Source organism: Bradyrhizobium sp. JR4.3 (genome assembly GCF_040547695.1).
GTDB lineage: Bacteria > Pseudomonadota > Alphaproteobacteria > Rhizobiales > Xanthobacteraceae > Bradyrhizobium > Bradyrhizobium canariense.
In genome coordinates this window covers 108729-122792 of the sequence record NZ_JBEPQF010000020.1, presented here as the reverse complement: position 1 = coordinate 122792, position 14064 = coordinate 108729, and the positions used below count along the sequence as shown (strand labels likewise).

At 65.0% G+C, this 14064-nt stretch carries 14 protein-coding genes; 9 read left to right on the top strand and 5 right to left on the bottom strand.

Features of this window, described 5'->3' with window-relative positions; all coding sequences use genetic code 11:
* The first annotated feature begins 21 nt into the window (after nucleotides 1-21).
* Nucleotides 22-1350, top strand: coding sequence for an omega-aminotransferase AptA (gene aptA / locus ABIB91_RS27555; RefSeq protein WP_007600575.1), 1329 nt, complete (start codon nucleotides 22-24; stop codon nucleotides 1348-1350).
* Between the two features lie 70 nt (nucleotides 1351-1420).
* Nucleotides 1421-2686, top strand: a complete 1266-nt coding sequence (locus ABIB91_RS27550; RefSeq protein WP_354168965.1) for a D-amino acid dehydrogenase — start codon at nucleotides 1421-1423, stop codon at nucleotides 2684-2686.
* Between the two features lie 105 nt (nucleotides 2687-2791).
* Here ABIB91_RS27550 and ABIB91_RS27545 read toward each other — a convergent pair whose 3' ends face one another.
* Together ABIB91_RS27545 and ABIB91_RS27540 are read right to left on the bottom strand one after the other, a co-directional pair.
* Nucleotides 2792-3466, bottom strand: coding sequence for a helix-turn-helix domain-containing protein (locus ABIB91_RS27545; protein WP_354168962.1), 675 nt, complete (start codon nucleotides 3464-3466; stop codon nucleotides 2792-2794).
* A gap of 19 nt (nucleotides 3467-3485) precedes the next feature.
* Nucleotides 3486-3623, bottom strand: a complete 138-nt coding sequence (locus tag ABIB91_RS27540; RefSeq protein ID WP_354168960.1) for a hypothetical protein — start codon at nucleotides 3621-3623, stop codon at nucleotides 3486-3488.
* 24 nt (nucleotides 3624-3647) lie between these two features.
* Here ABIB91_RS27540 and ABIB91_RS27535 point away from each other — a divergent pair, with 24 nt between their 5' ends.
* Genes ABIB91_RS27535 through ABIB91_RS27520 form a run of 4 tightly spaced genes read left to right on the top strand, consistent with a single transcriptional unit; the run spans nucleotide 3648 to nucleotide 7124 of the window.
* Nucleotides 3648-4412: an ABC transporter substrate-binding protein gene (locus ABIB91_RS27535; RefSeq protein WP_007600582.1), complete on the top strand. Its 765-nt coding sequence runs from the start codon at nucleotides 3648-3650 to the stop codon at nucleotides 4410-4412.
* Between the two features lie 31 nt (nucleotides 4413-4443).
* On the top strand, nucleotides 4444-5097 hold the full coding sequence (locus tag ABIB91_RS27530; protein ID WP_354168956.1) for an amino acid ABC transporter permease: 654 nt from the start codon (nucleotides 4444-4446) through the stop codon (nucleotides 5095-5097).
* Nucleotides 5094-5825, top strand: coding sequence for an amino acid ABC transporter ATP-binding protein (locus ABIB91_RS27525; protein WP_027568180.1), 732 nt, complete (start codon nucleotides 5094-5096; stop codon nucleotides 5823-5825). The genes ABIB91_RS27530 and ABIB91_RS27525 overlap by 4 nt, the downstream gene beginning before the upstream one ends.
* Before the next feature lie 12 nt (nucleotides 5826-5837).
* Nucleotides 5838-7124 (top strand): NAD(P)/FAD-dependent oxidoreductase, encoded by a 1287-nt coding sequence (locus ABIB91_RS27520; protein ID WP_354168952.1) that lies wholly within the window; start codon nucleotides 5838-5840, stop codon nucleotides 7122-7124.
* Between the two features lie 224 nt (nucleotides 7125-7348).
* On the opposite strand, the gene ABIB91_RS27515 is transcribed toward ABIB91_RS27520, so the two are convergent.
* The 3 genes from ABIB91_RS27515 to ABIB91_RS27505 all read right to left on the bottom strand — a co-directional run bounded on the left by ABIB91_RS27515 (nucleotide 7349) and on the right by ABIB91_RS27505 (nucleotide 9617).
* Complete coding sequence (locus ABIB91_RS27515; protein ID WP_354168949.1) at nucleotides 7349-8938, bottom strand: gamma-glutamyltransferase family protein; 1590 nt, start codon at nucleotides 8936-8938, stop codon at nucleotides 7349-7351.
* A gap of 259 nt (nucleotides 8939-9197) precedes the next feature.
* Nucleotides 9198-9374: a hypothetical protein gene (locus ABIB91_RS27510; protein ID WP_219685338.1), complete on the bottom strand. Its 177-nt coding sequence runs from the start codon at nucleotides 9372-9374 to the stop codon at nucleotides 9198-9200.
* A gap of 9 nt (nucleotides 9375-9383) precedes the next feature.
* A complete protein-coding gene (locus ABIB91_RS27505; RefSeq protein ID WP_007600593.1) occupies nucleotides 9384-9617 on the bottom strand; it encodes a DUF6894 family protein in 234 nt (77 codons plus the stop codon).
* Nucleotides 9618-9823: 206 nt separating this feature from the next.
* Between ABIB91_RS27505 and ABIB91_RS27500 the strand changes: the two genes are divergently transcribed.
* The 3 genes from ABIB91_RS27500 (at nucleotide 9824) to ABIB91_RS27490 (ending at nucleotide 13946) form a co-directional block, all read left to right on the top strand.
* On the top strand, nucleotides 9824-11896 hold the full coding sequence (locus ABIB91_RS27500; protein ID WP_354168944.1) for a PQQ-dependent sugar dehydrogenase: 2073 nt from the start codon (nucleotides 9824-9826) through the stop codon (nucleotides 11894-11896).
* Nucleotides 11853-12794 (top strand): SMP-30/gluconolactonase/LRE family protein, encoded by a 942-nt coding sequence (locus ABIB91_RS27495; RefSeq protein ID WP_354168941.1) that lies wholly within the window; start codon nucleotides 11853-11855, stop codon nucleotides 12792-12794. The genes ABIB91_RS27500 and ABIB91_RS27495 overlap by 44 nt, the downstream gene beginning before the upstream one ends.
* Before the next feature lie 126 nt (nucleotides 12795-12920).
* Nucleotides 12921-13946, top strand: a complete 1026-nt coding sequence (locus tag ABIB91_RS27490) for a histone deacetylase family protein (RefSeq protein WP_354168938.1) — start codon at nucleotides 12921-12923, stop codon at nucleotides 13944-13946.
* Nucleotides 13947-14064: the final 118 nt, after the last annotated feature.

The window sequence follows — 14064 nt, the reverse complement described above, 5'->3', positions numbered from 1 at the left end:
GTCAGCAAAGGAGCGTGGCCCGTGACCCTTCATCAGATTCCGAACACCATCAAGACCGACTCGTTCTGGATGCCGTTCACGGCCAACCGGCAGTTCAAGAAGGCGCCCCGCCTGTTCTCCTCGGCCGAGGGCATGCACTACACCACCGTCGACGGCCGCAAGGTGATCGACGCCTCCGCCGGCCTCTGGTGCGTCAATGCCGGCCACGGCCGCAAGCAGATCGCCGCCGCCGTCGAGCGCCAGCTGATGACGCTGGACTTCGCACCGTCGTTCCAGATGGGCCATCCGCTGGCATTCGACTTCGCCGAGCGTCTGGCCGAGATCGCGCCCAAGGGCCTCGATCGCATCTTCTTCACCAATTCCGGCTCCGAGTCGGTCGACACCGCGCTGAAGATCGCGCTCGCCTATCACCGTGCCAACGGCCAAGCGAGCCGCACCCGCCTGATCGGCCGCGAGCGCGGCTATCACGGCGTCGGATTCGGCGGCACCTCGGTCGGCGGCATGGTCGCCAACCGTCGTGCCTTCGCGACCCTGTTGCCGGGCGTCGACCACATTCGCCACACCCACGATCTCACCCGCAACGCCTTCGCCAAGGATCAGCCCGAGCATGGCGCCGAGCTCGCCGATGATCTCGAGCGGCTGGTGGCCTTGCACGGCGCCGAGACCATTGCTGCCGTCATCGTCGAGCCCGTGCCGGGCTCGACCGCGGTGTTGCCGCCGCCGAAGGGCTATCTCCAGCGCCTGCGCGAGATCTGCGACAAGCACGGCATCCTCCTGATCTTCGACGAGGTCATCACCGGCTTCGGCCGCCTCGGCACGCCGTTCGCCGCCAACTTCTTCGGCGTCACGCCCGATATGATGACGACGGCCAAGGGCATCACCAACGGCACCATTCCCTGCGGCGCCGTGTTCGCGAGCCGCAAGGTGCATGACGGCCTGATGGTCGGCCCGGAGAACGCGATGGAGCTGTTCCACGGCTATACCTATTCGGCGCATCCGGTCGCCTGCGCCGCGGGTATCGCCACGCTCGACATCTACAAGGACGAAGGCCTGCTGACGCGCGGTGCGTCTATCTCCGAATACTGGCGCGATGCGCTGCATTCGCTGAAGGGCCTGCCCAACGTCGTCGACATCCGCAATTGCGGCCTGATGGGCGCGGTCGAGCTGTCGCCGCGTGATGGTACGGTCGGTGTGCGTGGCTATGACGTCATGGTCGATTGCTTCAATCGCGGGCTGTACTTCCGCATGAGCGGCGATAGCTTTGCGCTGTCGCCTCCGCTCATCGTCGAGAAGAGCCACATCGACGATATCGTGTCGATCCTCGGCGACGCCATCAAGCGGGTGGCCTGATAATTGCTCTCGCCGTTGCGGAGTTCCCTCTTGCAGCGGCGAGCGTGATGCCGCGGGAGTTTGACCAAGCGTGAAAGTTCTGATCCTCGGCAGCGGTGTCATCGGTGTCACCTCTGCCTACTACCTCGCGCGTGCCGGCCATGAGGTGACGGTTGTCGACCGCCAGCCCGAACCGGCGCTCGAGACCTCCTTTGCCAATGCCGGCGAAGTGTCGCCCGGCTATTCCTCGCCTTGGGCTGGTCCCGGCGTCCCGGTGAAGGCGGTCAAATGGCTGCTGATGAAGCACGGCCCGCTGGTGATCCGGCCGAAGCTTGATCCCGTGATGTGGGTCTGGCTGCTCAAGATGCTGCGCAATTGCACCAGCGAACGCTACGCGGTCAACAAGAGCCGGATGATTCCGATCGCGGAATACAGCCGCGATTGCCTGCGCGACCTGCGCCGCGACATCGGCATCCAGTATGACGAGCGCTCCCAGGGCACGCTGCAGCTGTTCCGCTACCAGGCCCAGCTCGACGGCACCGGTGAGGACATCGCCGTGCTCAAGCAGTACGGCGTGCCCTTCGAGGTGCTGAGCCGTGAGGGCTGCATTGCGGCCGAGCCGGCGCTGGCGGGCGTGAAGGAGAAGTTCGCGGGCGGACTTCGGCTGCCGCAGGACGAGACCGGCGATTGTCACATGTTCACGCAGGCCCTGGCCAAGCATGCCGAAGCGCTCGGCGTGCGCTTTATGTTCAACACCGGCATCGACCGCATCGTCACCGACGGCGCGCGCGTCAGCGGCGTCGTGACCAGCGCCGGAATGTTGCAGGCCGACAGCTACGTGCTCGCGCTGGGAAGCTGGTCGTCGCGTCTGGTCGCGCCGCTCGGCATCTCGCTGCCGGTCTATCCGGTGAAGGGCTATTCGATCACGGTGCCGATCAAGGACGCTTCCGGCGCGCCGGAATCGACCGTGATGGACGAGAGCTACAAGGTGGCCATCACCCGTTTGGGAAATCGCATCCGCGTCGGCGGCACCGCCGAAATCTCCGGCTTCTCGAGCCAGCTCTACGACGCGCGCCGCGCCACCCTCGATCACTCGCTGACCGATCTTTTCCCGCGCGGCGGCGATCTCTCCAAGGCGACGTTCTGGAGCGGCCTGCGCCCGATGACCCCGGACGGCCCGCCCGTGATCGGCCCGACGCAATACGCCAACCTTCACCTCAACACCGGCCACGGCACGCTAGGCTGGACCATGTCGTGCGGCTCCGGCCGCGTACTCGCCGACATGCTGTCGGGCAAGAAGCCGGACATTGATGTGAGTGCTCTGACGGTGAACCGGTATAAGTACCGGTTCGGCTAAGACTCTATCCTCCCGTCATTGCGAGGAGCGAAGCGACGAAGCAATCCAGAGTGTCTCCGCGGTGAGAGTCTGGATTGCTTCGCTTCGCTCGCAATGACGGCTGCGCTACCCCGTCCCCGTCACGCAATTCACCCACAGCACCACGGCCTTCGCGTCATTGGCCGGATTGGAAAACCGGTGCGGCCGCCGGCTTGCAAACCGAAAACTGTCGCCCCTCTTCAGCGACCATGTCTCGCTGTCCACCGTCAGCATCATCTCGCCTTCGAGCACGAGGCCGGCTTCCTCGCCGTCATGGGTGTAGAGCTCGTCACCGGTGGAGCCGCCGGGCTCCAGATGCACCAGGAACAGGTTGAGCCGGTTGTCGGCGCTGGCGGGGCTCAACAATTGCTTCGACACGCCGGTGCGCCAGAGCTTCAGCTCGGGCCGCTGAAGCCCGCGCGTGACGACTTGGTCGGATGTGCCGTCGGCGTTCGGGCTCGCGCCGAACAGCGCGGCGATGCCGACGCCGAGCACGTCGGCGAGCGTGGCCAGCACACGCAGCGACGGCGACGACAGGCCGCGCTCGATCTGGCTGAGGAAGCCGATCGACAGATCCGTGCGCGAAGCGACCGTCTCGAGCGAGAATTGCCTGATGCGCCTGAGATCGCGGATACGGCGGCCGACCGCGACGTCCATCGCGGGCTCGGCGGCTTTGGCGATAGCCTTGGTGTTGGCGTTGGCTTTCGCCTTCGCCTTTATCTGCACCTTCTTCACCGGCTTTGCGGCGGCCGGTCTGCGCATTCTTTTGCCACCGCTCACGTCAAACCGCTTCCTTCATGTTCATGAAAACCGCTTGCATGACCCGCGAAAGTGTGACCAAATTTTCATATTGGTGAAAATAGGCCGAAACGGCTCGGCCCGCAATGTCTGCGATCACGACATCTGCGAGCGCCGCCATCGGCCGAGCCCAAAGGGGAATGCGATGGCGTTGAAGCGTTTTGTCCAGGCCGCGGTCGCGGCACTCGCGATTGCCGCAGCAGCGCCGGCTTCGGCGCAGCAGGTGCTGAAGGTTGGTTCGACGCCGACAGGCATTCCCTTCACCTTCCTCGACACCAAGACCAACACCATCCAGGGCATCATGGTCGATCTCATCACCGAGATCGGCAAGGATGCCGGCCTCAACGTGCAGATCGAGCCGATGGCGTTCTCGGCGCTGATCCCGTCGCTGACCTCCAGCAAGATCGACATCATCGCGGCAGCGATGTTCATTACCGCGCCGCGCAAGGAGGTCGTCGACTTCTCCGATCCGATCTACACTTACGGGGAAGGCCTCGTGGTTCCAAAGGGCGATACCAAGGCCTACGCCACGCAGGACGATCTGAAAGGCGAGACGGTCGGCGCCCAGGTCGGCACCGCCTTCGTCGATGCGCTGAAGAAGTCCGGCCTGTTCGCCGACGTCAAGGCCTACGATACCATTCCCGACATCCTGCGCGACGTGAACACCGGCCGCCTCAAGGCCGGTTATGCCGATTATCCGATCCTCGCCTACAATCTGAAGCAGGGCGGCTTCCCCGAGGTGCGGCTCGTCGACAGCTACAAGCCTGCTACTGTCGGCTCGGTCGGCATCGGCGTCCGCAAGGGCGAGAGCGCGCTGCTCGGCAAGATCAACGCCTCGCTCGCCAAGCTGAAGGCCAACGGCACCATCGAGAAGATCCTCGATAAATGGGGCCTGAAGGCCCAGGGTTGATCGCGAGAGGTCAATCGATGAAGGCTGATCGATGAAAGGCTTCTGGCACGACGCGGCGGAATTCTTCCCGATCCTGATGAGCGGCGTCGTGCTGACGATCGTCGTCACCATCGGCTCGCTGCTGCTGTCGACGGTGCTTGGCCTCGTCTGGGCGATGATGCGGGTCTCCGGCATCGGCGTCCTGTCGCTGCTCAGCGCCAGCCTGATCAATGTGATCCGCGGCATTCCGATCATCGTGCTGTTGTTCTACCTCTACTTCGTGATGCCCGATCTCGGCGTCACGCTCTCCGCGTTGCAGGCTGCGATCCTCGGGCTCGGCATCGCCTACTCGGCCTATCAGGCGGAAAATTTCCGCGCCGGCATCGAGGCCATCGACAAGGGGCAGATCGAGGCGGCGCAATCGATCGGCATGGGCTGGTGGCTGACCATGCGCCGCGTCGTGCTTCCGCAGGCGGTGCGCATCGTGCTGCCGCCCTACGGCAACGTCATGATCATGATGCTGAAGGATTCCTCGCAGGCCTCGACCATCACGGTCGCCGAGCTCGCGCTGCAAGGCAAGCTGATCGCGTCCTCGACCTTCAAGAACACCAACGTGTTCACGCTGGTCGCGCTGATGTACCTGACCATGAGCATTCCGCTGATCCTGCTGGTCCGTCACTTCGAGAAGCGGGCCGGCAAGAAATGATCGAGCTGACCGACGTCCACAAGAGCTTTGGCGAAAACGAGGTGCTCAAGGGCATCACGGCCTCCGTGCAGAAGGGCGAGGTGGTCTGCATCGTCGGGCCCTCCGGCTCCGGCAAGTCCACCATCTTGCGCTGTATCAACGGTCTCGAAAGCTACGACCGCGGCGAGATCAGCGTCGAGGGATTGAAGGTCGACCGCGACGCGCCGTCGATCGTGCAAGTCCGCACCCAGGTCTCGATGGTGTTCCAGCGCTTCAATTTGTTTCCGCACCGAACGGTGCTGGAGAACGTGGTCGAAGGTCCGCTCTATGTGAAGAAGGAGCCGCGCGCTGCCGCATTCGAGCGTGGCCGCGCGCTGCTCGCCCAGGTGGGCCTTGCCGAGAAAGCCAACGAACATCCGCCGCAGCTCTCCGGCGGCCAGCAGCAACGCGTCGCGATCGCGCGGGCGCTGGCGATGCAGCCCAAGGCCATCCTGTTCGACGAACCGACCTCGGCGCTCGATCCTGAACTGGTCGGCGACGTTCTCGGCGTGATGCGCAAGCTTGCTGACGACGGCATGACCATGGTCGTCGTTACGCACGAGATGGGCTTTGCCCGCGACGTCGCCGACCGCGTGCTGTTCATCGACGGCGGTGTCATCGTCGAGCAGGGACCGGCGAAATCGGTGCTCAATCAACCGCAGCATGCGCGGACGCAGGATTTTTTGCGCCGCGTGCTGCATCCGCTCTGACCGGTCCTTGCCATGACCACGCGCCTGCCTCTGCCGCCGTCCCTCTATGCCGACACCGCCGTCGCGCCGGTGGCCACGCCGCCGCTCGAAATCGACAAGACGGTCTCGGTCGCCATCGTCGGCGGCGGCTACACCGGTCTGTCCACGGCGTTGCATCTGGCCGAGCAGGGCGTGGAGGCACTGGTGCTGGAGGCGCAGGAGCCGGGCTGGGGCGCATCCGGCAATAATGGCGGCCACACCAATCCGGGACTGAAGCACGACCCCGATCAGATCCAAGCCGATTTTGGCACTGAGCTCGGCCGCCGCATGATCGACTTCTCCTACGGCACGACGAACTTCACCCACGATTTGATCCGCCGCTACCAGATCCCGTGCGAGGCGCGGCAGAACGGCACGCTGCGCGCGGCCTATAACCAGGCCAGCGCCGCCGCGATCGAGACAACCGCGCGGCAATGCACCGCCCGCGGCATGCCGGTGTCGTACCTGAACCGCGAGCAGCTGCGCGCGATGACCGGCACCGATCGCTACGTCGGCGCCATGCTGGATACCCGCGGCGGCGATCTGCATCCGCTCAGTTATGCCCGCGGTCTCGCGCGCGCCGCGATCTCCGCGGGCGCAAAGGTGCACGGCGAGACACCGGCGCTGTCGCTACGCCGCGAGGGCAGCCGCTGGCGCATCGAGACGCCGCGCGCGGTGGTGCATGCCGACAAAGTGCTGCTCGCGACCAACGGTTTTACGGACGATCTCTGGCCGGCGCTTCGCCGCACCATCGTCCCGGTGTTTTCCTCGATCGCCGCCACGGCCCCGCTTTCTGACGACGTGGCCCGTTCGATCATGCCGACCCGTCCCGTCCTTTACGAGAGCGGCCACATCACCGTCTATTACCGCATCGATCAGCAGAACCGCCTCTTGATGGGGGGGCGCGGTCCGATGCGCTGGATCAATTCGCCGCGCGACGTCGCCTATCTCATGCGATACGCCGAGCGGCTGTGGCCGCAGCTCAAGGGCGTTGCCTGGACCCATGGCTGGAACAGCCGGCTCGCGATCACTGGGGATCATTACCCGCATGTGCACGAGCCCGCGGACAACATCCTGATCTCGCTCGGCTGCAACGGCCGCGGCGTCGCGCTCTCGACCGCAATGGGCGCGCAGCTGGCCCGACGTCTGATCGGAGGCGCCAAGGCCGAGCTCGACATGCCCGTCACCGGCATCAAGCCGATCCCGATGCACGCATTCTGGCCGGTGGGCGTGACGACGGCAGTGATCGCAGGCCGGGTGCGCGACCGGCTCGGGATCTAACGGCGCGATTAGATTTACTGTTGTCGCGGCGCAGATGCGCTCCCTCTCCCGCTTGCGGGAGAGGGCTGGGGAGAGGGTGTTTCCATACAGGGAATCCCCAAGAGGAGAGAGCCCTCACCCGCCGCGCTCGGGACGATGCTTTGCATCGCCCGGCGCGCGTCGACCTCTCCCGCAAGCGGAAGAGGTGCAGCGGTGCTCGCGGCTCAATCGGTTTTCGTTAAGCCTTAGGCTTCCGCCACCGCATCGGCCCAAGGATGAAAAATCTCGACCGCGCCGGAATTCGTGTCGCCCTGGCGCATCACTACGCTCGGGAAGGCGAACTTCATCGGCACGGCCTGTACCTGCGTCTCCTCATAGTCGAAGCGCGCGGCGAGTGCCTTGCGGACTTCCGCTGGCAACCTGGTATCGCCGATCACGATCGCGCCTTCGCTGGCATCGATGCGCGGCTGGTGGATCGCGGCATCGAGATCCATGCCAAAATCCATCGCAAACGACACGATCTGCATCACCGACGGCAGGATGCGGCGACCGCCGGAGGCGCCGACCGCGAGCCGCTTGCCGTCCGCGGTCTCGGCGATGACAGGCGTGTAGTTGGTGAGACAGCGCTTGCCTGGGGCGAGCGAGTTGGTGGTGCCCGGCGTCGGGTCGAACCACATGATGCCGTTGTTCATGGCGATGCCGGTGTGCGGCGTGACGTATTTCGAGCCGAAGGATGACAGCAACGTCTGCGTCACCGCCGCGATGTTGCCGTGGCGGTCGACCACGGAGAAGTGCGTGGTGCAGGCGGGCGCCAGATAGTCCGCGCCGAGCGAGCGCTTGCCGTCGGCATCGCCCATATCCTTGAGCCGCTCGCGATAAGCCGATTGCAGGGCGAGCGCATATTCGGCATAGGCGGCCGCGTCTGGCGCGCTTCCCGGCTTAAGGTTCTGCTGCAACAGGCGCAGCGCATGCGCCATGGTCGGTCCGGCCGTGAGCTCCGGCGTCGCAAACACCTTGCCGCCGCGATAGGGGATCGCCAGCGGCTCGCGCAGATGAGCTCGGAACGCGACGAGGTCCTCCACCGACAGCGCGCCGCCGTCGGCCTTGATATCGGATGCGATGCTTCTGGCGAGATCGCCATGGTAGAAATCGCGCGGACCGGCGTCGGCAAGGTGCGACAGCGTCGCCTTCAGCGTGTCCAGCGGCAGTCGCGTCTCGGACTTGATGCCCCATGGCGCGCTTGGCGGCAGGCCGTCCTTCAGGAACGTTGTCGCGCTCGCGGGATAGCGCCGAAGATCGGCCGCCGATGCCGCGATCGTCAGCGTGGTCCACCAGTCAACCAGCAGGCCTTCGCCGGCGAGGGCCGCTGCCGGCGCGACCAGATCCTTCCAGGGCAACTTCGCGTGACGGCGATGCGCCTCCTCCATGCCGGCGACGACGCCGGGCACGGCGATCGCGCCGGGGCCGTGGATGTTGCGGTCGTCCTTCACCCGCTGCCAGGGGAACAGATCGGAAGCCGCGCCTTCGCCGCTGAGCGGATAGTCGGCGGCGCGCAGGTTTTGCGGCGCGCACATGCCGTAGTCGATCACTTCGTAGCGATTTTCCGCGGCACGGTAGAGCACCATCGCGCCGCCGCCGCCCATGCCGCTGTTCCAGGGCTCCAGCACGTTGAGCGCGAAGGTGGTGGCGACGATCGCATCCACGCAGTCGCCGCCCGCCGCCAGCACTTGCGCCCCCACTTCGGCCGCCCGCCGCGACTGCGCGGCGACGATGCCGCCTTTGGTTGTGATGGCGGGCTTGCGGACGGTTTGGGCGTGGCTGAACTGGTGCGGCATGATGATGTCTGTGCTGTCTTCGGTTTGGCTTCGTTGCGCTGAGCTCCGCAATCGGCGGAGTGCGCGGACAATGGCACATCGTCCCCACCGAGAATATCGAAAGGGAGGCGCGACATGGCTGGTGTGAAGCAGGCGGGGGAGGCGCCAACGCGTCAATGCCCGGGGCATAGGCGAGCGGAAGCGACGCCGTCCTTCGGACGGCTATGCCCGGGCATCATGAGTTGAGAGACCGATTAGTGGGAAGCGGAAGCCGCAGGGCTCAGCGCGCGCGATCCAGCCGGCTGGCCTGATACTTGGCGTGCCATTTCGGGCCAGGCCCGCGCATGTAGTGGAGCTCGGGCCGGTAGGGATTGCCCGCGATCCGGATCAGCGTCTGCCATTTGCCGGCGACGAAGCTCAGGGGCTGGCGGAGCAGGGTCAGTGACGCGAGCAACATGGCATCACCTCAGTGCGGCTTGCCGAGCATGGCAGTGAAGGGGAGGTCGAAGATCTCCTCGCCGTCGGAGCCGCTGACATGGATCACCCAGTCGCGCCAATCCTCAGCGCCGGGCGTCAGGATCATCGCGTTCATGATCTGGGCGGCACGGTCGCGCGCCTCGGTCAGGTTGGTCACGGCTGTGCCGCTGCGATCGATCAGCGTGCCCTCGGTATTGGAGCAGTGAAAATAGACCTGGACCATATGCGTCTCCTATTGGGAGCGATTGGGACGGCAAACCGATACCATTCCAAGCCTTCGCGAAACATTCGGGTCGAGCCCGGTAAGGGAATCTACGGAGATTGGTCGGCGCCAAGCCCCCTGCTGGTTTGATCACAAGGGGGTGTTGATCAACTGGACGGCGTTCCCGCGGCATGGAACAACCCTGGACGGAAAGTCCGGGAGGCGCCGTGAACCACCTCACATTTTGGCGTGAAAGCCGAAGCCTGCGCGCATGCGCGGGCGCCTTGGTGGTGCTCCTGACCCTCCCCTCGGTAGGCTCATCAGAACCGGTCCGCAAGAGCGGCTATGCGATCGGCACGGAGACCTGCGGCAGTGCCGATCTAGCTTTTCCCAAAATCCAGATCGACATGAAGGCGGGATTTTGTGCTGGCCTCGTCGCCAGCGAGGAAGATCGGCTGAAATTCCCGCGCGCGATCATCCAGGTGCCCGGTCGTGACCTGTTCGTGGTCGCTGACATGGCGGGCTGGGGCCATACCGATGGCCGGCTGCTGTTGCTCGACCCGCGTGCGCCCCAGGGACAGCGGTTCAGGGAGCTGCTGACTGCAATCGAATATCCGTTCGGTCTCGTGATCGGTCCGGACAAGAAGCTCTACGCCTCGAGCGCGGAGACGATCTTTCGGTTCGATCCGCTCGCCGACAACCCGCGCGACACGGTCGAGACCATCGTCCGTCACATGCCGGGCCGCCGGATCACATTGCCCGACGGCACCAGGCTCGAGGAGAGCGCGCACCCGCTCAAGCAGTTTGTGTTCGACAGGAACGGCCGGCTGTTCGTCAACATCGGCTCGCACAGCGACGACTGCATCACGCCGGCGCCGATCACGCGACCTTGCGCGGCGGCCGAGGGTGCTTCCGCGATGGCGTCGATCTGGCTGTTCACGCCGCCCCCGGGCGGTATCTTCCCGGCGTTGAAGCCTGGCGAACCCGACCCGCCGCACGGCGTCTATGCGCGCGGCCTGCGCAACTCGATGGCGCTGGCGCTGCACCCGAACTTTCCCGATGCGGGCTATGCCTTCCTGCAAGGCGAGAACGGCCGCGACCTGCCTGACATTTTCAAGCCGAACGAGGAGATCAACGCCATCGAGCAGGGCAGGCATTACGGTTGGCCTTATTGCTACGATTTGTCGACGCCGAGTCCCGAATTCAGGATCGTATTGCAGTCGGGGATCTACAAATCGCTGTGCACCGCCAACGCTCTCTACAAGGCGCCGTTCTCGCTGCTGCCGCCGCACGGCGCGCCGCTCGCGATGCTCTATTATCACGGCGCGAAATTTCCGGAGCTCGAGGGCAAGCTGCTGGTCGGCCTGCATGGCTATCGCCCGACCGGCAGCCGCGTCATCGTCTATGACGTCGACGACCACGGCTTCCCGAAGCCCGCCCCGGCGCCGGTGTCTTATCATGTCAGCTGCGCGGCCGATCCGACCCACAGCTTTCAGACCGAGGGTGGCGACGTCGCGGCCGCGCCGTTCGAGGAGCTGGTCGCAGGCTGGCACCGCGTCAACGGCGCGCGGCCGCAAGGTGCGCCCGTCGGCATGACGGTCGCGGAGGACGGCGCAATCTGGTTGGTCGAGGACAAGAACCAGACCGTGATCCGGATCGACCGCGCCGTGGGCGATGCGCCGCCGCCGTTGCCCTGCGACGTGCGGAGCCAGGCGCTGATCGACCAGCTCGCGGCCTTCGTTGCTCGGGATGCTCAGAACAGCGTCCGGCTCACCAATTTGCGCAAGGGCCTCGTCGAAAAACATTGCTTCGGCTGTCACTCGGATTTCGGCTTGAAGCCGGGCCAATCTGACGCTCAGAAGGACGCGACGGTGCTTCGCTTCATGCTGTCGCAGGATGGCTGGATCTATCCTGGTGATCCCGACTCCGGAAAGTTGCGCACGCGGCTTCGTGGGTTAGGCGCGGAGAAGCTGATGCCGCCGGGTGGCGAAGGCCTGCCGAAGGCCGAGCCTGGTTACACGCGCCTGCTCGACACGGCGGATCTGCTGGTGTCAAAAATGGTTCCAGGCATCCGGATGCGGATCAAGTCCGGCCCGCCGCAGCGCAAGTTCTTTGGCAAAACCAACAAGGAATGCGGCGAAATACCGGCTGCCAAGGTCGTCGTCGTGACACAAAGGAACGCTGTAGACAAACCCGGCTTCAGCCGCTTCTTCCGGCCGGCCGATCCCTATCTGAATGGCGAGTGCAGCGACGACGATGGCTATTACATCCGGCAGGAATTTCTGGTGCCTGTGCAGTAGCGTTGTTCTCGTCCTTGCGACGGCACCGGCACGAGCGGAAACAAAACTGTTCGAAAGCGTGCAGGTGACGCGATCAGGCGAATACACGTTTGGCATCGAAGGGCCGGCCGCCGATCTCGACGGCAATCTCTTCGTCGTCAATTTCGGCAAGCCCGGCACCATCGGCAAGCTGCCTGTCGGCGGCGCGGCGTCCGAGCCCTTCACGGCGCTGCCCGAGGGCAGCGTCGGCAATGCCATCCGCTTCGCGCGCGACGGCACCATGTTCATTGCCGACTACAAGAAGCACAACATCTTCGCGATCCCGAAGGGATCGACCGAGCCCGCCATCTGGTTTCACTCCGACGAGATGAACCAGCCCAACGACATCACCATCGCCCGCGACGGCACGATCTACGCGAGTGATCCGAACTGGAAAGGTCGCGAAGGCCACATCTGGCGCATCGCGAAGGCAGCCGACGGAACGGTGCAGGGACAGCTCATGTCGGCGCCGCGCGCGATGGGCACCACCAACGGTATCGATCTCAGCCCCGATGACAAGACGCTCTATGTCGGGGAATCCAGCAGCGGCCAGATCTGGTCCTACACGATCGGCGGCAACGAGCTCACCAGTCCAAAACTCGTCAAGGCGTTTCAGCCCGACAGCGTCGATGGCCTGCGCACCGACATGGCTGGCCGCCTCTATGTCGCGCGCATCCTCAAGGGCACCATCACGTTGATGAAGGCCAATGGCGCGGTCGAGCGGGAGATCGCGCTGAGGGCCAAGGAGCCGACCAACCTCGCTTTCGGCGGCCACGACGGCAAGACGATCTTCGTCACCCAGCGTCAGGGCGGCTTCGTCGAGTCGTTCCGCACCGACCAGCAGGGCCGCGAGCACTGCCTTCAGCGCGGGCGCTGCTGAGCTTCACGAGCGATCTGCTTCAGGCGCAGGGCGGTGTGACAGGAGCGGCATTCTTCTTGCTTGCATCTCGCCGCCGCGGGGATTTAGACATCTGTGACACCCTCAAAGCGACCACGGAGTGTTCGAGTGAAAGCCGTCCATACCGAGCTGCATCGCAGCCACGATCCGCAATTCTTCCTGGTTCGCGGTGTCATCAAGCGTACCACCGAGCAGCCCGAACGTGCCGACCGCCTGCTCAAAGGGCTCAAGGACGGCAAGCACCAACTGGTCGAGCCAACCACATTCGGGCAGGGGCCGCGTGCGCGCATCCACAGTCCGGAATATCTGTCGTTCCTGAGCGAGGCCTGGGACGCCTGGACCGCGCTCGGCGATTCCGGTCCGGAGATGATCGGCAACATCCATCCGGTGCGCCATGCCGCGACTTATCCCACCCATATCACCGGCAAGCTCGGCTGGCACACCGCCGACACCGCGGCGCCGATCGGCCCGGGCACCTGGGCCGCGGCCTGCGCTGCGACGGATGTTGCGGTCACCGCGGCACAGATGGTGATGGACGGCGAGGATGCGACCTATGCGCTCTGTCGGCCGCCCGGCCATCACGCCTATCGCGACATGGCCGGCGGCTTCTGCTTCCTCAACAACAGCGCGATCGCGGCGGCGCATCTGCGGCAGAAGCACGAGCGTGTCGTGATCCTCGATGTCGATGTCCATCACGGCAACGGCACGCAAGGCATCTTTTACGCGCGGCCGGACGTCTACACGGTCTCGATTCATGCCGATCCCGTCGCGTATTATCCTTACGTGTGGGGCTACGCACATGAGCGCGGCGAAGGTCCCGGCCTCGGCACAAATCTCAACATTCCCCTGGCGATCGGCACCGGAGATGACGGCTACATCCAGGCGATGGACGTCGCACGCAAGGCGATCGAGTCCTTTGCGCCTGGCGCCCTCGTCATCGCGCTCGGCCTCGACGCCTCCGAGCACGATCCGCTGAAGGGTCTCGCCGTCACCACGCGCGGCTTCCGCCGCATCGGCCAGGCCATCGCGAAGTTGGGCCTGCCGACCGTGTTCGTGCAGGAGGGCGGCTATCTCTCGGATATCCTCGGCGCGAACCTGACTTCCGTGCTGGCCGGATTCGAAGAGGCGCGATGAAGTTTACCTCTCCCCGCTTGCGGGGAGAGGTCGGAATTTGCGCGAGCAAATTCCGGGTGAGGGGGTACAGGTCTCAGGCATATCTCGCCCGCAGAGAGAGCCCCTCACCCCGACCCTC

Bases quoted from the DNA above. Each gene is read 5' to 3' on its own strand.
- ABIB91_RS27545 (WP_354168962.1), bottom strand. From the start codon at position 3,466: ATGCGCAGACCGGCCGCCGCAAAGCCGGTGAAGAAGGTGCAGATAAAG.
- ABIB91_RS27540 (WP_354168960.1), bottom strand. From the start codon at position 3,623: ATGGCGGCGCTCGCAGATGTCGTGATCGCAGACATTGCGGGCCGAGCC.
- ABIB91_RS27535 (WP_007600582.1), top strand. From the start codon at position 3,648: ATGGCGTTGAAGCGTTTTGTCCAGGCCGCGGTCGCGGCACTCGCGATT.
- ABIB91_RS27530 (WP_354168956.1), top strand. From the start codon at position 4,444: ATGAAAGGCTTCTGGCACGACGCGGCGGAATTCTTCCCGATCCTGATG.
- ABIB91_RS27525 (WP_027568180.1), top strand. From the start codon at position 5,094: ATGATCGAGCTGACCGACGTCCACAAGAGCTTTGGCGAAAACGAGGTG.
- ABIB91_RS27520 (WP_354168952.1), top strand. From the start codon at position 5,838: ATGACCACGCGCCTGCCTCTGCCGCCGTCCCTCTATGCCGACACCGCC.
- ABIB91_RS27515 (WP_354168949.1), bottom strand. From the start codon at position 8,938: ATGCCGCACCAGTTCAGCCACGCCCAAACCGTCCGCAAGCCCGCCATC.
- ABIB91_RS27510 (WP_219685338.1), bottom strand. From the start codon at position 9,374: ATGTTGCTCGCGTCACTGACCCTGCTCCGCCAGCCCCTGAGCTTCGTC.
- ABIB91_RS27505 (WP_007600593.1), bottom strand. From the start codon at position 9,617: ATGGTCCAGGTCTATTTTCACTGCTCCAATACCGAGGGCACGCTGATC.
- ABIB91_RS27495 (WP_354168941.1), top strand. From the start codon at position 11,853: ATGGCTATTACATCCGGCAGGAATTTCTGGTGCCTGTGCAGTAGCGTT.